Annotated in this window: 23 protein-coding genes; 10 read left to right on the top strand and 13 right to left on the bottom strand. The window is 73.8% G+C overall.

The features are described 5' to 3' along the window. Positions 1 to 123 precede the first annotated feature (123 nt). The 3 genes from ACFZBX_RS11150 to ACFZBX_RS11140 all read right to left on the bottom strand — a co-directional run bounded on the left by ACFZBX_RS11150 (position 124) and on the right by ACFZBX_RS11140 (position 2,483). Positions 124 to 660, bottom strand: a complete 537-nt coding sequence (locus ACFZBX_RS11150) for a hypothetical protein (protein ID WP_391533071.1) — start codon at positions 658 to 660, stop codon at positions 124 to 126. A 94-nt stretch (positions 661 to 754) separates the two neighbouring features. Beyond that, on the bottom strand, positions 755 to 1,231 hold the full coding sequence (locus ACFZBX_RS11145) for a hypothetical protein (RefSeq protein ID WP_391533070.1): 477 nt from the start codon (positions 1,229 to 1,231) through the stop codon (positions 755 to 757). 40 nt (positions 1,232 to 1,271) lie between these two features. Next, positions 1,272 to 2,483 (bottom strand): 8-amino-7-oxononanoate synthase, encoded by a 1,212-nt coding sequence (locus tag ACFZBX_RS11140; protein ID WP_391533068.1) that lies wholly within the window; start codon positions 2,481 to 2,483, stop codon positions 1,272 to 1,274. A gap of 38 nt (positions 2,484 to 2,521) precedes the next feature. Between ACFZBX_RS11140 and ACFZBX_RS11135 the strand changes: the two genes are divergently transcribed. From ACFZBX_RS11135 to ACFZBX_RS11125, 3 genes are all read left to right on the top strand, one after another. Next, positions 2,522 to 2,743, top strand: coding sequence for a hypothetical protein (locus tag ACFZBX_RS11135; RefSeq protein WP_391533066.1), 222 nt, complete (start codon positions 2,522 to 2,524; stop codon positions 2,741 to 2,743). Between the two features lie 468 nt (positions 2,744 to 3,211). Then, a complete protein-coding gene (locus tag ACFZBX_RS11130) occupies positions 3,212 to 3,337 on the top strand; it encodes a hypothetical protein (RefSeq protein WP_391533064.1) in 126 nt (41 codons plus the stop codon). A 56-nt stretch (positions 3,338 to 3,393) separates the two neighbouring features. Further along, positions 3,394 to 5,886: a DEAD/DEAH box helicase gene (locus tag ACFZBX_RS11125; protein WP_391533086.1), complete on the top strand. Its 2,493-nt coding sequence runs from the start codon at positions 3,394 to 3,396 to the stop codon at positions 5,884 to 5,886. 73 nt (positions 5,887 to 5,959) lie between these two features. Here the strand turns inward: ACFZBX_RS11125 and ACFZBX_RS11120 are convergent, their stop codons facing one another. Continuing rightward, positions 5,960 to 6,823 (bottom strand): hypothetical protein, encoded by an 864-nt coding sequence (locus tag ACFZBX_RS11120; protein WP_391533062.1) that lies wholly within the window; start codon positions 6,821 to 6,823, stop codon positions 5,960 to 5,962. 202 nt (positions 6,824 to 7,025) lie between these two features. On the opposite strand from ACFZBX_RS11120, the gene bioB reads away from it, so the two are divergent. The 5 genes from bioB (at position 7,026) to ACFZBX_RS11095 (ending at position 11,984) form a co-directional block, all read left to right on the top strand. Further along, complete coding sequence (gene bioB / locus ACFZBX_RS11115) at positions 7,026 to 8,267, top strand: biotin synthase BioB (RefSeq protein ID WP_391533060.1); 1,242 nt, start codon at positions 7,026 to 7,028, stop codon at positions 8,265 to 8,267. Positions 8,268 to 8,316: 49 nt separating this feature from the next. Then, positions 8,317 to 9,621 (top strand): adenosylmethionine--8-amino-7-oxononanoate transaminase, encoded by a 1,305-nt coding sequence (locus tag ACFZBX_RS11110; protein ID WP_391533058.1) that lies wholly within the window; start codon positions 8,317 to 8,319, stop codon positions 9,619 to 9,621. Continuing rightward, positions 9,618 to 10,391, top strand: coding sequence for a dethiobiotin synthase (bioD, locus tag ACFZBX_RS11105; RefSeq protein WP_391533056.1), 774 nt, complete (start codon positions 9,618 to 9,620; stop codon positions 10,389 to 10,391). The genes ACFZBX_RS11110 and bioD overlap by 4 nt, the downstream gene beginning before the upstream one ends. A 165-nt stretch (positions 10,392 to 10,556) precedes the next feature. Continuing rightward, entirely contained in the window at positions 10,557 to 11,003 is a 447-nt protein-coding gene (locus ACFZBX_RS11100; RefSeq protein ID WP_391533054.1) for a hypothetical protein, read from the top strand. A gap of 282 nt (positions 11,004 to 11,285) precedes the next feature. Beyond that, a complete protein-coding gene (locus ACFZBX_RS11095) occupies positions 11,286 to 11,984 on the top strand; it encodes a BTAD domain-containing putative transcriptional regulator (protein WP_391533052.1) in 699 nt (232 codons plus the stop codon). Between the two features lie 37 nt (positions 11,985 to 12,021). On the opposite strand, the gene ACFZBX_RS11090 is transcribed toward ACFZBX_RS11095, so the two are convergent. From ACFZBX_RS11090 to ACFZBX_RS11060, 7 genes are read right to left on the bottom strand one after another with little or no spacing between them, the layout of a single operon-like run. Continuing rightward, positions 12,022 to 12,957, bottom strand: a complete 936-nt coding sequence (locus ACFZBX_RS11090; protein ID WP_391533050.1) for a class I SAM-dependent methyltransferase — start codon at positions 12,955 to 12,957, stop codon at positions 12,022 to 12,024. A 22-nt stretch (positions 12,958 to 12,979) separates the two neighbouring features. Further along, complete coding sequence (locus ACFZBX_RS11085; RefSeq protein WP_391533048.1) at positions 12,980 to 15,142, bottom strand: glycosyltransferase; 2,163 nt, start codon at positions 15,140 to 15,142, stop codon at positions 12,980 to 12,982. A gap of 41 nt (positions 15,143 to 15,183) precedes the next feature. After that, positions 15,184 to 16,137, bottom strand: a complete 954-nt coding sequence (locus tag ACFZBX_RS11080; RefSeq protein ID WP_391533046.1) for a UbiA prenyltransferase family protein — start codon at positions 16,135 to 16,137, stop codon at positions 15,184 to 15,186. 13 nt (positions 16,138 to 16,150) lie between these two features. Further along, positions 16,151 to 17,206, bottom strand: coding sequence for an NAD-dependent epimerase/dehydratase family protein (locus ACFZBX_RS11075; protein WP_391533044.1), 1,056 nt, complete (start codon positions 17,204 to 17,206; stop codon positions 16,151 to 16,153). Further along, positions 17,203 to 18,603 (bottom strand): aspartate aminotransferase family protein, encoded by a 1,401-nt coding sequence (locus ACFZBX_RS11070; RefSeq protein ID WP_391533043.1) that lies wholly within the window; start codon positions 18,601 to 18,603, stop codon positions 17,203 to 17,205. The genes ACFZBX_RS11075 and ACFZBX_RS11070 overlap by 4 nt, the downstream gene beginning before the upstream one ends. After that, entirely contained in the window at positions 18,590 to 19,636 is a 1,047-nt protein-coding gene (locus ACFZBX_RS11065; protein ID WP_391533042.1) for a lysylphosphatidylglycerol synthase domain-containing protein, read from the bottom strand. The genes ACFZBX_RS11070 and ACFZBX_RS11065 overlap by 14 nt, the downstream gene beginning before the upstream one ends. Beyond that, positions 19,636 to 20,652 carry a glycosyltransferase family 2 protein gene (locus tag ACFZBX_RS11060; RefSeq protein WP_391533040.1) on the bottom strand — a complete coding sequence of 339 codons (1,017 nt, stop codon included), beginning with the start codon at positions 20,650 to 20,652 and terminating at the stop codon, positions 19,636 to 19,638. Before ACFZBX_RS11060 ends, ACFZBX_RS11065 begins: the two co-directional genes overlap by 1 nt. Positions 20,653 to 20,885: 233 nt before the next feature. On the opposite strand from ACFZBX_RS11060, the gene ACFZBX_RS11055 reads away from it, so the two are divergent. Together ACFZBX_RS11055 and ACFZBX_RS11050 are read left to right on the top strand one after the other, a co-directional pair. Continuing rightward, a complete protein-coding gene (locus ACFZBX_RS11055; RefSeq protein WP_391533038.1) occupies positions 20,886 to 21,923 on the top strand; it encodes an endonuclease/exonuclease/phosphatase family protein in 1,038 nt (345 codons plus the stop codon). A 54-nt stretch (positions 21,924 to 21,977) separates the two neighbouring features. Continuing rightward, complete coding sequence (locus ACFZBX_RS11050) at positions 21,978 to 22,628, top strand: hypothetical protein (RefSeq protein WP_391533036.1); 651 nt, start codon at positions 21,978 to 21,980, stop codon at positions 22,626 to 22,628. 48 nt (positions 22,629 to 22,676) lie between these two features. Here ACFZBX_RS11050 and ACFZBX_RS11045 read toward each other — a convergent pair whose 3' ends face one another. Next, entirely contained in the window at positions 22,677 to 23,615 is a 939-nt protein-coding gene (locus tag ACFZBX_RS11045) for an aldo/keto reductase (protein ID WP_391533034.1), read from the bottom strand. Positions 23,616 to 23,763: 148 nt separating this feature from the next. Beyond that, entirely contained in the window at positions 23,764 to 24,456 is a 693-nt protein-coding gene (locus ACFZBX_RS11040) for a TetR/AcrR family transcriptional regulator C-terminal domain-containing protein (protein ID WP_391533033.1), read from the bottom strand. Positions 24,457 to 24,520 lie beyond the last annotated feature (64 nt).

Raw genomic sequence — 24,520 nt, 5'->3', positions numbered from 1 at the left:
TGGCACGAGGGCCTTTCTGGTCGTAGGTGCAGATGTCGCAATCCACACCGAGCCAGAAGGCCCTCACTCATTTCAAGATCACCACACCGTGAACCCCGTCACCAACCTCCGTGGTCAGTACATCTAGCCGGCGGCGAGCGCACCCGCGAAGGTGGCGAGCGCGCCCACCAGCAGCACGGCCGTCGCCACCCCGAACCCGACCCGCTTGCGCTGGGTCCGGTCCCGGTGGCGCAGCAGTCCGTGGACGGCGACGAACCCGGCGACGGGGAACGCGGCGAGGGCGAGCAGCAGGAGGCTCAGCCAGAACAGCGCCCCGCCGGTGCCGGCGAGGCGGCATTCGCCGTCGGCGGCGCAGGAGACGGGGACGCGCTCCTGGGTGTCGATCCGCCAGTCCGTCCAGGCGTGCTCGTTCGCCGGTCCGCCGTCGTCGGGGAAGAAGGTGCCCCGGCAGTCGCCCGTCGGGCCGAGCGCGGCCCGGTCCGGGTCGATCCGCAGGCACCGCTCGGCGACCATGACGCCACGGGTGCCGGCCAGTCCGGAGGTGTAGGCGAGCCCCTCACCGGCGTGGGCCGCGCCACGCCCGCCCACGGCCAGCAGCGCGAGCACCGCCAGGAGCGGGACCAGCGCCTTGCCCGCCGCCCGCAGGATGTCCCGGTCCATCGCCGCTCCTCACACCGTCTCGTCGGCCCCTCGCCATCAGGGACGCGGAGCCGTGCCATCCGGTTCGAGCCGGCGACGGACCGGCGACGGCGCGCTACCCGGAGACCGTGAACGCGATCCAGAAGGAGCCGGCCATGAGCAGGACGACGAAGGCCGTGCCGGCCGTCGGCTTGAGGGCCCCGCCGAGCGGCCGGCCGAGGGCCCGCACGGACAGCAGCACGCCGACCGGCACCGCCGCGAGGGCGGTCAGCAGCGGGCCGGACCACCAGGCCGTCGCCCGCGCCCCGATCTCGTGACAGCGCCCCGCCTCGCACCGCGCCTCGATCTCACCCTGCCGGCCGGTCGGGTCCGCGTCGATGGTGCAGCAGCGGACGGGATCCCCACCGTCGGGGGTGAAGCGGCCGCAACGGCCCGCGGGACGTTCGGCGGGCGGCAGGCAGTCCTCGCGCAGGAACCGGCCGTGCACCCCCGCGCCGCCGGTGGACTCGACGAGGCGCGGGACGGTCAGCGAGCCGGCCACGGCGGCGAACGCGATCAGCAGCAGCGCGCTCAGGGCCGCCGCGATCCGCACGGCCCGGCGGGGCCGTTTGCCGGGGCGGGCCGGCCATCGTTCACGCCCGGCCGACCGCTTCCCGGGGGGCCGTGACGGCGATGATCCGCACCGCCTCGGCGATCTGATCCTCCGTCAGGTCGCCCCGGGCGGTCAGCCGCAGGCGCGAGACGCCGTCGGGGACGGACGGGGGCCGGAAGCAGCCGACGGCGAGGCCGGCGCGGCGGCAGTCGGTGGCCCAGGCGACGGCGGCCTCCGGGCCCGGGGCGCGCACCGAGACGACGGCGGCGTCCGGGGCGGAGGCGTGCAGCCCGGCGGCGGTGAGGCGGGCGGCGAGCGCGCGGGCGACCTCGCGGGCGCGTTCGGCGCGCCACGGTTCGGCGCGCAGCAGGCGCAGCGCGCCGAGCGCGGCGCCGGCGGCGGCGGGGGCGAGGCCGGTGTCGAAGATGAAGGTGCGGGCGGTCTCGGTGAGGTGGCGGACGACCCGGCGGGGGCCGAGGACGGCACCGCCCTGGGAGCCGAGGGACTTGGAGAGGGTGACGGTGGTGACGACGTCGGGTGCCCCGGCGAGTCCGGCGGCGGCGGTGGCGCCCGTGCCACCGGGGCCGAGGACGCCGAGCCCGTGGGCGTCGTCGACCAGCAGCGCGGCCCCGTGCCGCCGGGTGGCGGCGGCGAGTTCGGCGAGCGGGGCGGCGTTGCCGTCGACCGAGAACACCGAGTCGGTGACGACCAGGGCGCGCCGCCGGGTGCGCCCGGCGAGGATGCCCGCCACGGCGGCCGGGTCGCTGTGCGGGGCGCGGTGGACGTCGGCGCGGGCGAGCCGGCAGCCGTCGATCAGCGAGGCGTGGTTGTAGGCGTCGGAGACGATCAGGGTGTCCGGGTCGGTGAGCGCGGTGAGCGCGGCCAGGTTGGCGGTGTACCCGGAGGAGAAGACGAGCGCCGCCTCGGCCCCGCAGAAGTCCGCGAGCTCCTCCTCCAGCTCCGTGTGCAGCGCGGTGGTCCCCGTGACCAGCCGCGACCCGGTCGCACCGGCGCCCCAGCGCACCGCGGCGTCGGCGGCGGCCCGGGTGACGACCGGGTGCCGGGTGAGCCCCAGGTAGTCGTTCCCGGCGAGGTCGAGCACCCCGTCGTCGGCGGCCCGGCTCCGCAACGTCCGCGTCAGCCCGGCCCGGGCCCGCTGACCGGCACTCTCGTCCAGCCAGTCGAACACGGCGGCGGGATCGGCGGCGGCCCCGCCCGCCTCGGGAGCCTCGAACACGGTGCGATTGACCATGCCCGGCACTCTGGCACGCCCCGGACAACCCGGGCAATGTGCGCCGGGGCACACCGCCGGCCGGCGGCGGGCCGTCCGTCAAGGCCAACCCCGGGATGATCCGCCAGGCCGGCACCAACGCCGAGGCCCTGCGCGAGTCCGTGCGCACCGAGTGCGCGCAGCCCTCGCAGCACGTCACCGGCGCGGTCGCCGCGCTGGCGGGCTGGAACCTGTCCACCGCCCTCACCATCGCGTGGAGCGTGTGGTCGGGCCGACACTGAGAGAAGGACGGAGCGGCCGGCCGCCATGGTGACGTACACCCAACTCCAGAACGTCGACCTCGCCAGTCTCAACGCGGCCGCCGGCGACTTCGAGAAGATGGTCCGCAACTGGGACCTCTCGACCAGGGTCCAGAACGAGGTGATCGGCCCGGTCCAGCAGTCCGGCCGGACCGGGCCCAGCTCCGAGTCCGCGGCCACCGCCCTCACCCGGGCGCGCGACCAGATCCGCGCCGCGTTCGAGGAGGCCTCCGCGATAGCGCGCACCCTGCGCGACGCCCACGACGAGTTCGCCGCCGCGAGGAAGGACCTCCGGGTGGCCGTCCAGCACGCCACCGAGCAGGGGCTGACCGTCACCGCTGACGGCAGCCTCCAGCCGGTCCTGATGTCCCCTGCGGCAGCGGCCGACAGCCCCTGGCCCGGAACGTCTACCGGAAGATCTCTGTCTCGGGCGACTTCTTCCTGTCCGACGTGTCCGCGAAGAAGCGGACGCAGGTCTTCGTCGACGTGGCCCACCGCATTGCCCAGGAGATCGTCCGGCAGGAAGGGTGCCCCGACGTGCGGATCGCCGAGCGGGCGCCCGTGGTGGCGGGGTAGCTTTGCCGGGGGTGGCGGCCAGCAGGCAAGATAGCCGGGTGACCCTCCTTGATCTGATGCCGAAGCCCGCCACGCCCGACGCGCTGTACGAGACGTTCGCCGCCTGGACGGAGGAGCGCGGGATCTCGCTGTACCCGGCGCAGGAGGAGGCGCTGATCGAGCTGGTGTCGGGGAACAACGTGATCCTGGCGACGCCGACCGGGTCGGGGAAGAGCCTGGTGGCGGCCGGGGCGCACTTCGCGGCGCTGGCGGAGGGGAAGCGGACGTTCTACACGGCGCCGATCAAGGCGCTGGTGTCGGAGAAGTTCTTCGACCTGGTGAAGATCTTCGGGACCGAGCAGGTCGGCATGATGACCGGCGACGCCTCGGTGAACCCGACGGCGCCGGTCATCTGCTGCACGGCGGAGGTGCTGGCGCAGATCGCGCTGCGCGACGGGGCCCGGGCGGACATCGGCCAGGTGGTCATGGACGAGTTCCACTTCTACGCGGAGCCGGACCGCGGATGGGCGTGGCAGATCCCGCTGCTGGAGCTGCCGCAGGTGCAGTTCCTGCTGATGTCGGCGACGCTGGGCGACGTGCGGCGGTTCGAGGAGGACCTGACCCGGCGCACGGGGCGGCCGACGACGGTGGTGCGCAACGCGACGCGTCCGGTGCCGCTGTTCTACGAGTACCGCCGCACCACCCTGCACGACACGCTGGAGGAGCTGCTGCAGACCGGCCAGGCGCCGGTGTACGTCGTGCACTTCACGCAGAAGGAGGCGGTGGAGCGGGCGCAGTCGCTGATGAGCATCAACATGTGCTCCAAGGCGGAGAAGGACGCCATCGCCGAGCTGATCGGCAACTTCCGCTTCACCACCAAGTTCGGCCGCAACCTGTCGCGTTACGTCCGCCACGGGATCGGCGTGCACCACGCGGGCATGCTGCCGAAGTACCGCCGGCTGGTCGAACGCCTCGCCCAGGCGGGCCTGTTGAAGGTGATCTGCGGGACGGACACGCTGGGCGTGGGCGTCAACGTGCCGATCCGCACGGTGCTGTTCACCGCGCTGTCCAAGTACGACGGGCAGCGGGTGCGGATCCTGCGCGCCCGTGAGTTCCACCAGATCGCCGGGCGGGCCGGGCGGGCCGGGTTCGACACCGTCGGCCAGGTGGTGGCGCAGGCGCCCGAGCACGTCATCGAGAACGACAAGGCCGTCGCCAAGGCGGGCGACGACCCGAAGAAGAAGCGCAAGATCGTCCGCAAGAAGGCGCCGGAGGGCTTCGTCGGCTGGTCCGAGGAGACCTTCGAGAAGCTGATCGCCGCCGACCCGGAGCCGCTGGTCTCCCGGTTCAAGGTCAGCCACGCGATGCTGCTGTCGGTGATCGGCCGGCCCGGCAACGCCTTCGAGGCGATGCGCAAGCTGCTCACCGACAACCACGAGGACCGGGCCGCGCAGCGCCGGCACATCCGCACCGCGATCGCCATCTACCGCTCGCTGCTGGAGGGCGGCGTGGTGGAGCGGCTGCCGGAGCCGGACGCCGAGGGCCGGATCGTGCGGCTGACCCTGGACCTCCAGGAGAACTTCGCGCTCAACCAGCCGCTGTCCACCTTCGCGCTGGCCGCCTTCGAGCTGCTGGACCCCACCTCGCCGTCGTACGCGATGGACGTGGTGTCGGTGGTCGAGGCGACGCTGGACGACCCGCGCCAGATCCTCGCCGCGCAGCAGAACAAGGCGCGCGGCGAGGCCGTCGGCGAGATGAAGCGCGACGGCATCGAGTACGAGGAGCGCATGGAGCGGCTCCAGGAGATCACCTACCCGAAGCCGCTGGAGGAGCTGCTCACCCACGCCTACGAGGTGTACCGGCGGGCGCACCCGTGGATCGGCGACCACCAGCTCCAGCCGAAGTCGGTGGTGCGCGACCTGTACGAGCGGGCGATGACCTTCTCGGACTACGTCGGCCACTACGAGCTGGCCCGCACCGAGGGCATCGTGCTGCGCTACCTGGCGGGCGCGTACAAGGCGCTGGAGCAGACCGTCCCCGAGGACGTGAAGAACGACGACCTGAAGGACGTCATCGCCTGGCTCGGCGAGCTGGTCCGCCAGGTCGACTCCAGCCTGCTGGACGAGTGGGAGCAGCTGGCCAACCCGACCGAGCCGCAGGCCGCCGAGGTGGTGCTGGACGAGAAGCCGGCGCCGGTGACGGCGAACGCGCGGGCGTTCCGGGTGCTGGTGCGCAACGAGCTGTTCCGCCGGGTGGAGCTGTGCGCGCTGGAGCACTACGACGAACTCGGCGCGCTCGACGGCGAGTACGGCTGGGACGCGGACCGCTGGGCGGACGCCATGGACGGGTACTGGGAGGAGTACGACGACCTGGGCACCGGTCCGAACGCGCGCGGCCCGAAGATGCTGATCATCGAGCAGGAGGACTCGGCCTGGCGGGTGCGGCAGATCTTCGACGACCCGGAGGGCGACCACGACTGGGGCATCAGCGCCGAGGTCGACCTGTACGGCTCGGACGAGGAGGGCCGCGCGGTGCTGCGGGTCACGGCCGTGGACCGGCTGGGCGGCTGACGGACGGCCGTCACGTACGCGGTGGAGCCGCCCCTCCCTGACGAGAGGGGCGGCTCCACCGCATACCGGCCGGCTACATCCAGATGAACGGCGCGCCGGCGGTGTAGGAGATGGCCCGGGTGGCCTCGTCCAGCAGCTGGTCCAGGTTGGCCGCGCTCATCGAGGGCACCGGCAGCGGGCTCGCCGAGGGCCCGGCCGGGCCCGGTGAGGCGGTGCCGGTCGCGACCCCGGCGCCGGGGTGCGCCTCGGCGGGCCGCGAACTGGTCACCGTCACGTAGTGGCCGACGAGTTCGACCCGCGGCTCGGTGGCGGGGCGGGCCACGGCGGGCGGCAGCGCGGGGGCGGTGGAGGCGTCCGGGAGGATGAAGGCCACCGAGCCCGGCTTCGCCCGCAGCGACTCGGCGGCCTTGGCGGCCGTCGGGGCGTCGGCGAAGCGCAGCAGGGTGACGCTGCTGAGCACCGGCTTCTCCTGAGCGGTGAAGCTGACGGCCAGATAGCCCTTGCAGCCGGCCTCACGCAGCAGTTCCAGGGTGCGGTCCTGGAGCACCTCGGTGCAGTTCTCGCCGCGCCGTACCCCGGAACGCTTGCCCTTGTAGTTGCCGGACTCGACGATCCGTTGGGCGGGGAAGTACGCGTCGACGTCCAGGGCCTCGGGGTCGGCCACGGTGCGCGGCGGCGCGTCGCCGACGATCGGCGGGGTCTTGGACGCCTCCTTGCTGGAGGGGCCGAGCCCCGGTATGTAGTCGCCGGGCGTGGGGCGGGTGACGATCCAGCCGCCGGCCGCCACCACGCCGGCGACGGCGATCCAGCCGACGACCCGACGGGCGGTCACGCGTCTGGCCCGGTACGCCCCGGCCGGCCGTTCGGACATGTGGTCTGCCGGTGGCCCGTCCGGCCGCTCTGCCGATGACGGGGTGCGCTCCCCCTGCGTGGTCATGCGGCAGATTGTATGCAGGTCACGGGTGGTGAAGATCACGGGGTCGGGGGCCCGGGCGGGGCCCCGCGGGGCACCCCGCGGCCGACGTGACCTGCGCCACTACCGTGAGCTGCGACACTGTGACAACTCGCACAGCTTCCCCGGGATCTTCTGGTGGGTTTCCTCTGGCGTCCGTCGCGGACCAGCAGGCAGGATCAGCCCCATGGATCTGCTCGATACCCTCACCGCCAAGGGCCTGCGTGGGGAGACCCCCACCCGCGAGGAGGCGCTCGCCGTCCTCGCCACCACCGACGACGAGCTGCTCGACGTGGTCGCGGCCGCCGGGCGGGTGCGCCGGCGGTGGTTCGGCCGCCGGGTGAAGCTCAACTACCTGGTGAACCTGAAGAGCGGACTGTGCCCGGAGGACTGCTCGTACTGTTCGCAGCGCCTGGGCTCCAAGGCCGAGATCCTGAAGTACACCTGGCTGAAGCCGGGCGAGGCCGCCGAGGCGGCGAAGGCGGGCGTGTCGGGCGGCGCCAAGCGGGTCTGCCTGGTGGCGAGCGGGCGCGGTCCGACGGACCGTGACATCGACCGGGTGACCGACACGGTGGCGGCCATCAAGGACGCCGACCCGGCGGTGGAGGTCTGCGCCTGCCTGGGCCTGCTCTCCGACAACCAGGCCGAGCGGCTGAAGGCGGCCGGTGTCGACGCCTACAACCACAACCTGAACACCTCCGAGGGCACCTACGGCGACATCGCCACCACCCACACCTACGCGGACCGGGTGGACACCGTGCAGAAGGCGCACGGCGCGGGCCTGTCGGCCTGCTCGGGCCTGATCGCGGGCATGGGCGAGAGCGACGATGACCTCGTCGACGTGGTGTTCGCGCTGCGCGAGCTGGGCTCGGACTCGGTGCCGGTGAACTTCCTCATCCCGTTCGAGGGCACCCCGCTGGCCAAGGAGTGGAACCTCACCCCGCAGCGCTGCCTGCGGATCCTGGCGATGGTGCGGTTCGTCAACCCGGACACCGAGGTGCGGATCGCCGGCGGGCGCGAGGTGCACCTGCGCACCATGCAGCCGCTGGGCCTGCACCTCGCCAACTCCATCTTCCTGGGCGACTACCTGACCAGCGAGGGCCAGGCCGGGCAGGCCGACCTCGACATGATCCGGGACGCCGGGTTCGAGGTCGAGGGCATGGGCGAGGGCACCCTGCCGCGGCACCGCGCGGACGTCGTGGCGGGCGCGACGGGCGCGGCGGGCGCGACGCACGCGGCCGGTGGCTGTGGGACGGCCCCGGCGGCCGGCGGCTGCGGGACGGGCGGCGGCTGCGGCCCGTGCGGCGGGCACGCGCACGGCGCCGCCGACGACGGCACGGAGACGGCCGGGGCCACCGACGAGGCGCGCACCGACCTGGTGCGGGTGCGCCGCCGCGGCGCCGGCACCGAGCTGGCGCCGAACGCCTGAGACCCTGCCGCCCGACCCCTCGACGAACACCCCGGAAAGACCCCCACCCATGACCCAGCTGTCCCCGGACACCCTGCTCGCGCTCGACCGGGCGCACGTCTGGCACCCGTACGGGCCGATGCCCGGCACCGCCACCCCGTACGTGGTGGAGTCCGCCTCCGGCGTGCGGCTCACGCTGGCCGCGCCGGCCCCGGGCGGGCACCGTGAGCTCGTCGACGGCATGTCGTCCTGGTGGGCGGCGATCCACGGCTACGGGCATCCGGTGCTCGACGAGGCGGTGCGCGGGCAGCTGGGCCGGATGAGCCATGTGATGTTCGGCGGGCTCACCCACGAGCCCGCCGTACGGCTCGCCGCCACCCTGGTGGAGATCACCCCCGAGCCGCTCCAGCACGTCTTCCTGGCCGACTCGGGCTCGGTGTCCGTCGAGGTCGCGATGAAGATGTGCCTGCAGTACTGGCAGTCGCTCGGCCGGCCGCGCAAGCGCCGGCTGCTCACCTGGCGCGGCGGCTACCACGGGGACACCTTCCACCCGATGTCGGTGTGCGACCCGCAGGGCGGCATGCACCACCTGTGGGGCGGGGTGCTGCCCGACCAGCTGTTCGCCCCCGAGCCGCCGGCCGGCTTCGACGCCCCGGTCGACGACGAATACCTGCGCTCCTTCGACGATCTGATGGAGCGTCACGCCGACGAGCTGGCCGCGGTGATCGTCGAGCCGGTGGTGCAGGGCGCGGGCGGGATGCGCTTCCACTCCCCCGGCTACCTGCGGATGCTGCGCGAACTGTGCGACCGGCACGGGGTACTGCTGGTCTTCGACGAGATCGCCACCGGCTTCGGCCGCAGCGGCGCGCTGTTCGCCGCCGACCACGCGGGCGTCGCACCGGACGTGATGTGCCTGGGCAAGGCACTGACCGGCGGTTACCTCACCCTGGCGGCGACGCTCTGCACGGCGGAGGTCGCCGACGGCATCAGCCGCGGCGAGATGCCCGTCCTCGCCCACGGGCCCACGTTCATGGGCAACCCGCTGGCGACGGCGGTCGCGGGCGCCTCAATCGGCCTGCTGCTCGCGCAGGACTGGCAAACCGAGGTCAAGCGGATCGAAACCGGACTGCGGGCGGGGCTGGCCGACGCCGCCGCGCTGCCCGGCGTCAAGGACGTCCGGGTCCTGGGCGCGATCGGCGTCGTCCAACTCGACCACCCGGTGGACATGGCCGCCGCGACCGAGGCCGCCGCGCGCGAGGGCGTCTGGCTGCGCCCCTTCCGGGACCTCGTCTACACCATGCCGCCGTACGTGACCGGCGACGAGGACGTGGCGCGGATCGCCGCGGCCGTGACGGCGGCGGCGGTGGCCGGATGAGCGGCACGAGGCTGCCGGACGGCCGGGTCCTGTTCGTGACCGGGACGGGCACCGAGGTCGGCAAGACCGTCGCCACGGCGGCGGTCGCCGCGAGCGCACTGCGCGCCGGGCTGCGGGTCGCGGTGCTCAAGCCTGGGCAGACCGGCGTCGCGCCCGACGAGCCGGGGGACGCCGAGGAGGTCGGCCGGCTGGCCGGTCCTGCCGCCCCGCACTCCGGGGATCTGACGCTGCGTGAACTCGCCCGCTACCCCGAACCGTTGGCGCCCGACACGGCCGCCCGCCGCTCCGGGCTGCCGTGCCTGGCGGCGGAGGACGTGGCGAAGGAGGTGGCCGGGCTCGCCGAACGGCACGACCTGGTGCTGGTCGAGGGCGCGGGCGGGCTGCTGGTCCGCTACGACGAGCAGGGCCGCACGCTCGCCGACCAGGCCCGCGCGGTACGTCAACTCGGCCTGCCCGCCGAGGTGTTGCTGGTCGCCTCGGCCGGGCTCGGCACGCTGAACACCACGGCGCTGACCGCCGAGGCGCTCAGCGCGCGCCGGTTGCCGCTGCTCGGCGTGCTGGTCGGCGCCTGGCCCGACTCCCCCGGCCTGGCGGACCGCTGCAACCTGGCCGACCTGCCGCGGGTGGCGGGCGCCCCGCTGCTCGGCGCGCTGCCGGAGCACGCCGGGCGGGCCGCGGACTTCCCCGCGCTCGCCGCCGCCGCGCTGGCGCCCGCGCTGCACGGCCACTGGGACGCCGCCGCCTTCGTGGCCGCTCACGGCGCCGGCTGAACCGGCCGGCCCCCGGGCGGCGGCAACCGCCAGGCGGCGACCGGCAGGCGGCAACCGCCAGGCCCACTCAAGCAGCGTGCCGGAATGCCGCGTTTGTCGCTCGAACGAGTGAGATCCCGGCCCGACCCGGCCCGGCGCGCGGTAGGGGTCAATACCGTTCTCCGCATGACGGATGGCCTGATGGTGGACGAGGCCCTGCGGGCCCTCGCCGCGCTCGAAGCGGCGTGGAAGGACGACGACGAGGCCCTGGCCGCGCTGGCCGCCCGGGGGCCGGCCGAGCGACCGCTCGCCGCCCTGGTCGCGGCCTACGGCGAGCACGCCGTGGACACGCTGATGGCGCTGGCCTTCGGACTGCGCTCCAGCATGACCGACGAGGAACTCGCCGAACTCACCGACGCGGTGAGCTCCAACATCGGGGCCCGGATGAGCGCCCTGCTCACCCGGACGCTGTGCACCTGGGGGGAAACGGCCGGGGACGACCTCGACGTGGTGAAGGTGATCGCGCACGCGGTCATCGACGCCATGCGGGCCGTCACCGAGGAGCCGAGCAAGACGGACGTGCTGCCGCTGCTGGCGACCTTCCGCACCTACGCGCTGAGCAACGGCTCCTGACGGCGACGGCTCCGCACAACCGCTCCCGAATCGTCCGACGACCAGTCGGATCCGGCCGATTTCGGGGGCCGGGCCGAGGCGAGGTATCCGGCCACCCGATACCCTTGAGGTGCCCTTGACACCCCTATAGGTCTATACCATGCTGCCAGGCGGCGCCCGGCGGCGGAGCCCGCTCCGCTTTCCGTCGGCGCCACTTCGGCGCAGGTGAGAGCGACGAACGGGGGCCTTGTAGTGCTGGTGCATGTCCTGGGACCACTCCAACTCGATGTCGACGGAAGAACCGTGCCACTCGGCGGCCGGCGGCCGCAGCTCGTCCTGGCGACCTTCGCCCTGACCCCCAACTGGGTGGTCCCGCTGGACCGGTTGGTGGACAACCTGTGGGGCGCGGCGCCGCCCGCCAGTGCCCGCACGCAGATCCGGATCTGCGTCTCGCAGCTGCGCCGGGCGCTGGCCGACGCGGGCGCGCCCCCGGTGATCGAGACCCACCCCAACGGCTACCGGCTGCGGGTCGGGCACGGCGAGCTGGACGCCGCGCTGTTCAACGAGGAGGTCTCCCACGCCCGGTTGCGGGCCGCCTCCGGAGCCATCGCGGAAGCCGTCGGCGCCCTGCGGCGGGCCCTCGCCCGGTGGACCGGGCCGGCCATGGCGGGCCTGGACTGCCCGGCGCTGGAGTCCTGGGCCCGCCGCCTGGAGGAGAGCCGGCTGCGCGCCGTCGAGGAGCGGGTGCGGCTGGAGCTGGCCCTCGGCCGGCACGAGGACCTGGTCGGCGAACTCGTCGAGCTGGTCTCCACGCACCCGTTCCGCGAACACCTGCACGGGCTGCTGATGCACGCCCTGCACCGCTCGGGGCGCACGGTGGAGGCGCTCGACGTCTACCGCGCGCTGCGCGCCCACCTGGTCGAGGAGCTGGGCCTCGAACCGGGCAAGGAGCTGCGGGCGCTGGAGCAGGACATCCTCAACGGCGCCTGCCCCACCGTCTGAACCGGCGCGGACCGGCCGCGGGCCGGATCCGGGGGCCTCAGCCCGCGTGCCGCCACCAGAACGACCCCGGCTCATGGTGCTCGGTGACCCCGAGCCTGCGCCACAGCGGCTCGGCGATCCGCCGCAGCTCCGGGTCGGCGTGCACGAAGGCGTCCGGCAGCTCCACGTCGAACCGCGAGGGCGCCGCCGTCAGCAGCGCGGCCAGCAGGTACTGCTCGGAGTAGTGCCGCCAGCGCCAGGAGACCGGGTAGTCCGCCGGGAGCATGATGTCGTGCACGTGCACCAGGACCCCGGGCTTGAGCACCGGCAGCACCTCGAAGAAGAACACCGTGACGTCCGAGCCCATGTGGAGCCGGTGCGACCCGTCGAAGAAGACGATGTCGCCCGGCTCCAGCTCGCGGAAGACCTCCAGGTCGGCGGCCTGCAGCGGGGTGCGGACCACCTCGTCGCAGAGCCGGTCGACGGTGGCGCGCGGGGCCGGGTCGATCGAGGTGATCCGGGTGCCGAGACCGAGGTCCTCGACGGCCCGGCGGGCGAACTTGGTGGAGTTGCCGGAGCCGATCTCCAGGTAGCGGGCGGGCCGTTCGGCCGCGAGGAAGCCGTAGAGCGACAGCGCGTCCAGCGGCGGCAGCCAGCCGTTGTTCCAGTACGGGGTGGGGGCGGCGGCGGTGCCGCTCAGCGGGATGCCGCGCAGCAGTTCCGCGTACTCCAGGAAGCCGGTGAGGCGTTCGGCGTAGCGCTCCCGGCCCTGCTCCAACAGCTCGCGCACCTCGGTGAGTTCGGCGCGCGGCTCGGGGGTGAACACATGGTCCCAGAACAGCGGGCGGCGCAGGCCGAAGGCCCACAGGGTGAGGCCGTGCAGCACCGGCCGCTCCTCCAGCCAGGCCATCGGGCGGCGCAGTGCCGGCAGCCGTTCCAGCAGTTCGACGCCGGAGGCGGTGCGGACGGCGGTGCGCAGGTCCTTGAGCAGCATGCGGTGTCCTTTCAAGGGGTGTTCAGAGCGAGAGCCAGAGGTCCTGCAGCCGGTGTTCGGAGATGCCCTCGGCGGGCCGGAAGTCGTAGCGGTGGACCTTCACCGGTCCCCGGGTGAAGCTCCAGTCCAGCCGCCAGAACGGGTAGGGGCGGTTGACGGCGCTGTCCCAGTCGAATCCGGCGGGCGCGGAGTCCTTCCAACTCAGCGGCAGGAAGTCGTTGTTGGCGCGAATCGCGTCCTCCGCGAGGGAGCGCAGCCCGTCCAGGTCGCGCATCGCGGGGCTGGCATTGAAGTCGCCGGCGATCAGCGTCCGGTTGGGGTTGTCCGCCAGGTCGGCCTCCAGGCCGCGGATCTCCTCCTGGCGCCAGGCGAACTTGCGCTTGAAGTAGGAGTCGAAGTCGAAGCCGGAGAACGGGGACAGGTCGGGGGCGAGCGGCACGGTGATGTGCACGTTGTAGACGCTGAGCACGGTGGGGCCGACCCGGAGGTCGGTGCGCATGACCTTGTCGCGGGCGAAGACCCGGCTGAAGGCGGGGTCCGGGCCGAGTTCGGCGCCGGTGCCGACGGAGCGCTGGGAGACGACGGGGTAGCGGGAGACGGTGAGCAGTTCACCGGTGCGGGCGATGTGGTAGCCGGGGAACTCGGCGGCGAGCCGGGCGTCGTCGTCGAGCCGCCGGTAGCCGTCCTCGCCGAGGCCGGGCTGCCAGACCACGTGCTCCTGGAACAGGTAGACGTCGGCGTTCTGACGGTGGATCAGCTCGTAGAGCCGGTCGACGCCGGTGGAGGCGGCCCAGTACTGGGTGTTGAAGGAGACCACGTGCAGGGCGCCGGGCGGCACGGACCGCTCGCCGTGCCACAGGGCGGGCCAGTTGAGGCCGGAGCCGGTGGTGAGGCCTAGCAGCAGCGGGGGCAGTGCGAGTCCGAGGGCCCAGCCGCGGCGCGGTCCGCAGGCGGCGGTCGCGGCGAGCAGCAGGAACAGCGGCACGCCGACCAGGAACACCGGGGGGACGGCGTCCAGCAGGATCGCCCAGTGCCAGCGGCCGCTGACCGACCAGCGGAAGAAGGCGTACATCAGCCACAGCCCGGTGGCGCCGACCAGGGCGCGCCCGTACCAGGTGCGCAGCCGGCGGGCGAGGCGCCGCGCACCCGTGGGCTCGGGCCGCCGGACGGCGGGCGGCCCCTCCGCGCCGTCCGGCCGGTACATCCGGCGGAAGCGGGGGCTGACCGCGAACTGGGCCAGCCCGGCGGCGAGTCCGGCAGTGACGACGGCGTTCAGCAGCAGGTGGCAGAGGGTGAACAGGGCGAGGAAGCGGTAGCCGCGCTCCTGGCGCACGAAGCGGTACTGGCCGAGGTCGGTGAGCACGAAGGCGGCCAGCAGCAGGGCGGTGGCGATCGCGACGGGCGGCCGCCAGGCGATCAGCGGCAGGCTGAGCAGGGTGAGCGCGGCGAGCAGCGAGGCGACCGCCCGCCCCGGCGTCTCCATGCCCTGCATGGCCCGCCCCCGGCCGAGGTAGAACGGCACCCGCAGCCGGCTGCGCACGAAGGCCTTGCGCAGCAGCGGCCGCATCCGGTTCTCGTCGGAGAGCCGGCCGCGCACGCGGGAGGTGAGCAGCATCGGGTGGCGGGCGGCGAGGCGTTCGGCGTGGTCGATCTCCTCGGTCTGGCGCAGCGCGGGGTTGAACCAGCCGGCGTCCAGGAAGGCGTCGCGGCGCACCGCGCCGAGGGCGTAGAAGCCGCCGCTGACCAGGCCTTCGGCGCTCTTGCGCCAGTAGTGGTACTGGAGGATGCGGTACTGGCCGACGGGGCCTTCGGGAAACAGGGGTTCCTTGTCGGGGACGCCGAACACGGCGCCGTACTCGGGGTGTTCGGCGAACAGGGTGACGGCCTCGGCGACGGCGTCGGGGTGCATGGCGAGGTCGGCGTCGAGGAAGAAGACGATGTCGCCGGTGGCGTGCCGGACGCCGAGGTTGCGGCTGGCGCCGGGGCCGCCGTTGCGTTCGGCGCGCACCAGGGTGACGGGGTGGGCGGCGGCCCGGGCGGCGGAGTCGTCGGTGCTGGCGTCGTCGACCACGATCACCTCGACGGCGGGGTGGCTCTGGGCGAGGACGGACGCGAGGCAGAGGTCGACGGTGCGGCTGTCGTTGTACATCGGCACGACCACCGAGACGAGCGGTGTGGCGGGCATGGCTCCTCGTTCGGAAGGGGCGCGTTCAACGCCGCGTGGCATCAGGTGAGTTGGAAGCCGAGCAGGAGGGCGCCCCAGAGTGCGGCGGTGGCGAGCATGGCGCGGTCGCGCAGCAGGGTGCGCACGGGGTTCCCGCCCTCGGCGTGGACGACGACGATCTGCAGGTAGCGGAAGAGCGCGAACAGGGCGCAGGGGGCGGTGAGCAGGGCGCCGGTCTCGTAGCCGGACTCGGTGCGCAGGTAGAGCAGGTAGCCGACGACGGTGAGGCCGGAGCACAGGACCAGGACGAGGTCGAGGAAGTGCGCGGAGTAGCCGACCAGGGCGGGCCGGTGCCCGCTGCCGGCGACGCCGAGTTCATGGCGGCGCTTGCCGACGATGAGGACCAGGCAGAGGGTGAGGACGGTGAGCACCAGCCAGGCGGACAGCGGGCGGCCGCTGGCGCCGTAGCCGCCGAGCAGGCGCAGCACGAAGCCGGTGGCGACGACGAACACGTCGAGCAGTGGCAGGTGTTTGAGTCTCCAGCTGTAGGCGGCGTTGACGGCGAGGTAGACCAGGACGGGTGCGGCGACGCCGGGTCCGGTGGTGGCGAGCAGCGGGGCGAGCAGGGCGGCGAGGAGGACGGCGAGCGCGACGGCGGCGCGACGGGTGATCCGGCCGGCGGCGAGCGGGCGGTGGCGTTTGACGGGGTGGCGGCGGTCGCGTTCGACGTCGGCGAGGTCGTTGACCACGTAGACCAGGGAGGAGGCGAGCACGAAGGCGGCCGTGGCGACGGCGGTGCGGGCGGTGGTGTCCCAGGCGAGGTCGGCGCCGAGCAGGGGCAGCGGGACGACGAGGACGTTCTTGGGCCACTGTCCGGGGCGGAGCAGGGCGAGCGGTGCGGGCAGCCGGGAGGGGCCCGCGGCGCGGCGGGCGGGTCCGGGCGGCCCGTCCGGGGTGCTCCGCCGGTGCGGTGCGCCGTGCTCGTGCTGTGAACTCTGTTCGCTCAGGGAGGTCATGGCGGAGCGCTCCTCAGAAGAAGATCTTCACGGCGGACAGCAGTCCCTGGCTCCACGGGTCGCGGCTGGTGCGCCCGGCGTTGGGGCCGGCGGCGCGGCCGGCCGGGGGTTCCCGGCGGGTGGTGCGCCACCACTGGTAAGTGCGCAGGATGGCGTCCTGGTTGGAGAGCCTGGGGGCGAAGCCGAGCCGGTCGCGGGCCTTGTCGATGGAGACGTAGGAGTCGGCGGTGAGCTTGTGGAGCAGGCGTCCGTAGACGGGTGAGAGCCGGGCGCGCTGGAGGGTGTCGAGGACGGCGAGGGCGGGGCGGGCGGGCAGGCCGACGACCCGCCTGCCGTGGCCGGCGGCGTCCAGGACGGCCTGGAAGTCCTCGCGCAGGGTGCCGAATTCGGCGGCGGCGAGGTTGTAGGTGTCGTTCGCGACGTCGTCGGGGGCGTGCAGGACGGTGACGACGGCGTCGACCAGGTCGTCGATGGCGAACATCTGGGTCTTCACGTCGCCGCGGCCGAGGACGGGGAAGTTGCGGCCCTCCTCGGCCCATTCGAAGAGCATCGCGAACAGGCCCATGCGGCCGGGGCCGACGAAGGTCTTGGGGCGCAGGATCGGCACGCACAGGCCCTCGGCGCGGTGGCGTTCGGCGATCTCCTCGGCGGCGGCCTTGGCGCGGCTGTAGGTGTCGACGGGCTCGCGGGGGTGGGTCTCGGGGGTGGGGACGAGCCGGGGCAGGCCGTAGACGGCGGTGGAGGAGATGTGCACGAGGCGGGGGGTGCCGGCGGCGCGGGCGGCGGCGAACACGGTGCGGGTGCCGTCGACGATGATCGAGCGGATCTGCTCGTCGGGGTAGCTGGGCAGGGCGGCGGCGGCGTGCACCAGGGCGTCGGCGCCGTGCAGGGCCCGGTCGAGGGCGGCGCGGTCGCGGATGTCGCCGAGGACCTCGACGCCCGGGCCGGGGCGCAGGTCGATGCCGCGCACCCGGTGGCCGTCGGCGGTGAGGCGTTCGGCGAGGCGGGAGCCGAGCATGCCGGCGGCGCCGGTGACGGCGACGGTGAGCCGTGCGGCTCCCGCGCTCACCACTGGGAGCCCACCTTCTGCTTGATGAAGCGGGTGACCAGCCGGCCGAGGCCCTCGTCGAGGACGGCGCCCAGGGCGTCGACGGTGCGCTCGACGTCGGCGGGGTCGGTGACCAGGGAGGGGCCGATGATGAGCGGGTTGCGGCCGTTGAGGGTGTAGTAGGCGAAGATGCCGTGGTCCCGGTAGAGGGCGTTGATGACGGCGCAGGTGACCAGCTTGGTCTTGAAGCGCGGGTCGCGGGCCATGCCGCCGGGGGCGAGCCTGGCGACCAGGTCGAGGATGCGCGGCCCGCCGTCGATGAAGACGCCCCACAGGGCGCCGGCGCCGTCGACCCGGGAGACGGTGTCGGGGTGTTCCTTGGCGAGCCGGCGCAGGCCCGGTTCGAGGACGGCGCCGATGGCGCGGGCGCGGGCCGGGTAGTCGTCCTCGACGGCGATGTTGACGGCCTCCAGGGCGGTGGCGCACTCCTCGCCGAAGCCGTAGTAGGTGGTGGAGGTGGACTGCAGCAGGGCGTCGCCGAGGTTGTCGTAGGCCTTGCGGAAGACGGGTTCGCGGGCGATGAACGCGGAGATGGAGGACTTGCCGCCGCCGAAGGACTTGGAGGTGGTGAGCACGTCGGGCAGCAGGCCGGGGTAGCGCATGAAGTGGAACAGGGTGCCGGTCTTGCCCCAGCCGGTGTAGATCTCGTCGAAGATCAGCACGATCTTCTCGCGGTCGCACAGTTCGCGCAGTCCGCGCAGGAAGTCCTCGGAGCAGGCCTCGATGGTGGAGGCGCTGAACGGCTCGACGAGGATCGCGTAGACGTCGCCGGGGTGGGCGGCGACGGCGCGGCGCACGGAGGCCAGGTCGTTGTAGGTGAAGGTGTCGATGCCGGGGATGGTCGGGAAGGCGAACTGGGCCTGCCCGGTGAGGCCGCCGGAGCCGAGCAGCTTGCCGTGGAAGGCGCGGTCGGCGCGCAGCACGGTGCCGCGCCGGCCGTTGTGGTACTTGTACGCGAGTTTGACGGCGCCTTCGACGGCCTCGGCGCCGGAGTTGGGGAGGAAGGACATCGACAGGTCGCCGGGCAGCACCTCGGCGAGGTTGTGGGAGAGCGCGGCGAGGTAGGGCGAGAAGTAGGTCTTGTGGACCTCCATCCGGCGCTCGCGGGCGAAGCGTTCGCGGGCGGCCAGGATGCGCGGGTGGTTGTGGCCGTGGTTGAGCACGCCGACGCCGCCGGTGACGTCGAGGACGCGCCGGCCGTCGGTGAGGGTGAGGTGGGCGCCCTCGGCGTGGGCGACGAGTTCGCGGCCGAAGCCGAAGGAGGTCATCAGCGAGACCTGGCTCCGGTTCACGTAGCGGCGGTACAGGTCGTGCACCTCGCCGACCTCGAACCGTTCGGCGTCGTCAAGGGTGTACACGGGTGTCTCCCATCGGGGCGGGTGGCGGGGTGGGCGCGGTGGGCGGTTGGGCGGGCGTGGTCGCGGTCGCGGCGGGTGCGGTGGCGGGCGCGGTGGGCGGTGCGGTGGGCGCGGTGGTTGCGGCGCGCAGCCGGGCCCAGGCGAGGACGGTGGCCGCGCCGCCGAGTTCGGCGACGACGCAGACCACCCGGCTGGCCACCGCGGCGCTCGCGGCGGTGCCGCCGGGCAGCACGGTGGCCAGGGCGGCGGCGATGGTGAGCTCGCGCACGCCCCAGCCGTCGGGGACGACCACGGCGAGGCTGCTGACCACGGTGGCGAGCGCGAACGCCCCGATGCCCGGCCCGGCGGAGGCGGCGGCGGGCGCGCCGAGCGCGATCGCGAGGAACCACAGGTGCAGGCCGGAGACCAGCCAGGAGGCGACGGCCAGCGCGATCGCCCGGCGGACGGCGGCGTCCGGCGGCGGGTCGATCGGCCGGCGGGCGAGCCGGGCGAGGGCGGCGACCGGGCGGGTGGCCAGGGCGGGGCGGGCGGCGCAGGCGAGGAAGCCGGCGGCGGGCAGGCAGAGCCAGAACCACTGCCCGGGCAGGGCGGCGGGCGCGGCGAGCAGGCTTACGCCGGCGCCGGTGAGGACGGTGAGGGCGAGGCTGAGCAGGTAGGCGGAGGTCATCGTGGCGGCCGGCACCCCGGCCTCGCGGCCGTGGGTGACATGGGTGACCACGCCCCAGACCCGGCCGGGCAGGTACTTGGAGAGCTGGCCGAGGAAGTAGATCCGGGCGGCGGTCAGGCCCCGGACCGGTCCCGGGGTGCCGGGGGCGCTGCCGGGCGGCGCGGGGACGAGCACCCGCCAGGCGTGCACGGCGAGGACGAGGCCCGCGACGTTGGCGGCGAGCGCGGCGAGCAGCCACGGGACGGCGTCGGCGCGGGCCAGCGCGCGGGCGGCGACCGGGCCGTCGTGGCGCAGCAGCAGGCCGACGCCGACCAGCGCGGCGAGGACGACGGCGGGGGTGAGGAGCCTGCGCAGCCGCTCCCGCATCAGGCCCGCTCCCCCGCCGTACGCCGGCCGGCCGCCCGGTCCCCGGGCAGCAGCATCCGCAGGGCGCCGACGCCCGCGCCGGTCAGCAGCGAGCCGATGACCAGGAAGTGCACCCCGGCGGCGTACGGCACGAAGGCCGGCCCGTGCTGCCGGGCGGCGAAGCGCAGCAGTCCGGCGTTGGCGGCGCAGAACGCGGCCAGTCCGGCGGCGGGCAGCGCCGGGCGGCGGCGGGCCAGCGGCAGGGCGGCCAGGGTGAACGCGGCGGTGACGACCGAGGCGGGGCTGTTGGCGGTGAGGTTGCGCCGCCCGCCGCGCCGGGCCGAGGCCAGGGCCGGGACGAGCACCAGGGCGCGCCGGTAGGTCTCGGCGAGCAGCGGGCCGAGCCGGTCCACCTCGTCGTGGCGGGCGATCACCCGGTCGGTGAGCACGATCCGGTAGTGCGGGGCGAGCCGGTCGCTGAGTTCGAGGTCCTCGGAGTCGCGCAGGCCCTCGTCGAAGCCGCCGATCCGCTCGAACACCTCGCGCCGGACGGCCGCCTGGGCGAAGAACGCCGTCTCCACGACACCCGCGCCGCGCACCCGCCACCAGTGCGCGTGCAGGACCCGGTAGCGCTCCACCGGTCCGTCGTCGAACAGCGGCTCGGGGGCGATCACACCGTGCACGCACCCGCATTCCGGGTCCTTCTCGAGGATTTCCAGGGCATTCGCCACCGAATCGGATGTCAGCGCCTCGTCGGAATCCAGGAAGAAGACGACGTCACCGGTGGCCGCCGCAATTCCGGCGTTCCGCGCGGCGGAAACCCCGCGATTGGGCCACTGCCGGATCAGCGTGCACGGCGGGCCCTGCGCGGGGTGCGGACGGCCCTCGGCGATGCGGGCGGTGGCGTCGGTGGAGCCGTCGTCCACCACGATCACCTGGTGCGGCGGATGGGTCTGGGCGTACACGGAGTCCAGGCAGGCGGCAAGGGTGCGGGCGGCGTTGTGGGCCGGGATGACGACCGATACGGAAAACGTCATGGAGCCAGTTCAAGGGGGGCCCGTATCGGGCCGGTATCGTCCCCGTATTGGGGGGTGTCCGGGTACCGGAGGGCGGAATTCCCGCGTTCCGGCCGCCTGCTACGCTCCGCCGCATGGATCCGGATTCCGTTTCCCCGCTCTTTCGGTCCCCCCGCCCCGGGTCCCCCCGCCCGGGGTCCGCGCGCCTCGGGGCCTCGCGCCTTCGGGCCTCGCTCTCGTGCGCCTCGGGCGGTGTGCGGCTGCTGGCCGCCGCCACCGGGCTGTGGGCGGCGTTCCTGCTGCTGGACCTGGTGGCGAGCGGCCGGTGGTGGTTCTGGCTGATACCGGGGCTGGCGCCGCCGCTGCTGTTCCTCGCCGTCCCGGTGGCGCTGCTGGCGCTGGGGTGGACGGTCCCCGCACCGCCGGTGCGGCGGTGGCTGGTGCCGGCGGTGGTGGCACTGCTGGTCGCGGGGCTGCCCCGGACGGGCCTCAACTGGACGGCGCTGGTGCCGGTTCCGGGGCCGGCGGCGGCCGGGCCCGCGCTCACGGTGTTCTCCTGGAACACCGAGTACTGGGACACCACCGACGACCCGGACGCCTTCTACCGTTTCCTGCACGACCGGGACGCCGACGTCTACCTGCTCCAGGAGTACCTGGCGTGGGTGCGCGAGACGCACGCCGAGGTCGACGAACTCGACCGGATCCGCCGGGAGTTCCCCGGCCACCGGGTGGTGGTGGCCGGCGAACTGGTCACCCTCTCCCGCTTCCCGGTGCTCGCCACGCCGCCGGTCGGCCCGGAGGTGGCGCCGGACGCGCCGTGGGCGGAGACCTTCACCAAGCGCAAGGTGCTGCGCACCGACGTCGACATCCACGGCCGCGCGGTGTCCTTCTACAACGTGCACATCCCGGTCCAGGTGGACACCCGCGAGTCGGTGTTCGGCGGCGCCTTCTACCGGGTGGTGCGGGAGGCGGACGCCGCACGCCGCGAGCAGTTCGCCGCCCTGGAGCGCGACGCCGCCGCCAACCCGCAACCCCTGCTGATCGCGGGCGACTTCAACACCAGCCCCGCGATGGGCGACCTCGATCCGCTGCGCGCCCGCTTCCACGACGCCCGCTCGGCGAGCGGCGAGCTCTACCCCGGCAGCTGGGGCGGCGTCCTCGGCACCGACTGGTGGCGCCTGGACTGGGCGTTCACCTCCCGCACGGTCTCGGTGCAGCGGTACGCCTTCGTGGACGCCCTGGGGATGTCCGACCACCGGGGGCAGGAGCTGCGGCTCGCGCTGCGGCCATGACGATCCGACCGCACGGTGCGACCGGCTGTCGGTGCCGTCTGCTTCACTACCGGCATGAACGACACCCACGACGCCCCTGACCTGCGCGGACTCCTCGCCCGTCTGCCCGACACCGCCGCGCTGCGCGACCGCCTGCGGGGTGTGGCCATGCTGGAGGCGATCCTCGGACCCGCCTGGGGGGACCGTTACTACTCGTTCAACTCCCGGTGGAGCGAGGGCGAGGAGATGGCGTCGATGCGCAACGGGGAGGGCGACGACTGGTTCATGGTCCTCTCCCCCGCCGGGGTGTACGCGCGCGGCTTCGACCACACCGCGCCGAACGCGGGGGCGCGCCTGCTCGCGGAGGTGCCGGAGGCCTTCCGCTCGCACGTCCAGGAGCCGGCCTTCGGCGAGGAGGACGGCGTGCCGCTCGCCACCGTCTGCTTCTGGCGCGAGGCCGGGGACACCGCGTGGCGGGCCCCGTCGGCGTCGCCGACGGGCGGGGTGGAACTCTTCGGCCTGCTCGGCGCGGAGGACCTGACGGAGGCGTACCGGGAATGGGCCGAGGAGTACTACGAACTGGAGGACGGCCTCGACGCGGCGGCGATCGCCCACGTCCTGGCGCTGCGGCCGCTCACCGGGGCCGTGGTGTCCGCCCTCAACCCGGACGTCGAGCCGGCCGATCTCGCCGACGACATCGCCGAGATCGGCTACCCGGTGGCCTGAGCCGCCGTGACCCGGGAGCCGCCGGTCAGGCCCCGGGTCACGCCCCGCCTACAGCGCGGCCTCGTCCAGGCGGTTGCGCTGCTCCTCCGTCAGCGTCACGTCGAGGGCGCCGAGCGCCTCGTCGAGCTGGGCGACCTTGCTCACGCCGACCAGCGGCAGGATCCCCGCCTCGTGGTCGAGCAGCCAGCTGAGCGCCACCTGGTTGACGGTCGCGCCGGTCTCCTCCGCCACCGCGCGCAGGGCGGCGAGCCGCTTCGGCGTGCCGGGGTGGTCGTAGGCGGCGCCGATCTCGACGTCGTCGCGGGTGAGGCCGCCGGAGAGGATCGGGCTGTAGACCCAGAGCCGCAGATCGCCCTCGGAGCGGACGTAGTCGAGGAGTTCCGAGGTCACGTGCACATGGGCGGAGGAGAGCAGCGGCACGTCGAAGCGCGGCTGGAGGTACGAGTACCGGTACTGCAGGTGCGAGTAGCGCGGGCCGTCCCCGGCGAGCGCGCGGGCCCGCTCGACCCGCCAGACGGCGTGGTTGCTCGCGCCGACCGCGCCCGCCTTCCCCGACGTCACCAGGTCGGCGAGGGTCTCCACGGTCTCGGCGAGCGGCACCGAGCGGTCCTCGATGTGGGTCCAGTACACCTCGACGTGGTCCGTGCCGAGGCGCCGCAGGCTGCCCTCGATGCCGGCCCGCACCGCCTTCTCCGACAGCCCCTCCGCCGCCTCCAGCCCGGCCCCGGGCACCGTGGGCCGGGCGCCCACCTTGGTGCTGATGACGACCTGGTCGCGCAGCTTGCGGCTGGCCAGCCAGCGGCCGATGACGGCCTCGCTCTCGTCCCCGGTCGCGCCGTCGAGCCAGAACGCGTAGTTGTTCGCGGTGTCCAGGACCGTCCCGCCGTGCTCGACGAAGTGGTCCAGGAGCCGGAACGAGGTCTCCTCGTCGACGATCGTTCCGAAGCCCAAAGTGCCCAGGACGACGGTGCGCTGAGGAACAGTCATGGGTTTTCATCCCTCCCGTTGTGGTCTGGACCATTCAAGACCGATTCACGATCGCCCGCAACAGATTCCGGAATCACCCGGCGACGACTCAACTTCCGGCCGTCATAGGCGTCGTGAGCACGGGGCACGACGCACGGCCGCGGCAGCACTACAGTCGACCCCCCGCGGCCGATGTCCAGCCCGCCCGGTGGAGGCGCTCGACGCCGTCCAGCAGCACGTCGAGGGCGAACTCGAACTCGAACTGGTCGTCGCATCCCCCGTCGACCGCCGAGCCGCCCTGCGCGTGGGCGGCGGTGGCGGCGATCTCCGCGATCCGCGGGTAGCGGACGGCCAGTTGGGCGGCCGCTCCGGCGTCCGCGCCCGGGGAGCCGGTGAACAGTTCCTGGGTGAAGCCCAGGACGCGACCGCCGAGCGCGTGCATCGCGTGGTGGGTGAGGTCGGCGGACAGGCCCCCGGAGCGGAACAGGCCGATCACCGCCTCCAGGTGGTCGAGCATCGCGGACGTCGGCGCGGGCAGCGACTCGATGACGCGCGGCGCCCAGGGGTGGCGGTGCAGCGCCCGGCGGGCGGACAGTACGCGGTCGCGTACGGCGCCCTTCCAGTGGACGCCGGGCGCCGGCGGGTCGATCTCGCCGACGACGGTGTCGACCATGCCGGTGAGCAGTTCCCCCTTGTTGGCGACGTGCTTGTAGAGGGCCATCGGCACCACGCCCAGCACCTGGGCGAGTTTGCGCATGCTCAGCGCCTCGATCCCGCTCCCGGCGTCGGCGAGCGCCACGGCGGCGTGCAGCACGCGCTCGCGGTTCAGCGGGGTGCGGCGGGTTCCCTCGCCCTCGGTCATCGTCGGCCCTCCCTCGGTTTCGGCGGCCTGACGAGTGTACGGCGTACGCCTACGGTGAGCCCAC

Source organism: Kitasatospora sp. NPDC008115 (assembly GCF_042957205.1).
Taxonomy (GTDB): Bacteria; Actinomycetota; Actinomycetes; order Streptomycetales; family Streptomycetaceae; genus Kitasatospora.
This window is presented reverse-complemented; position numbering and strand designations above follow the sequence as displayed.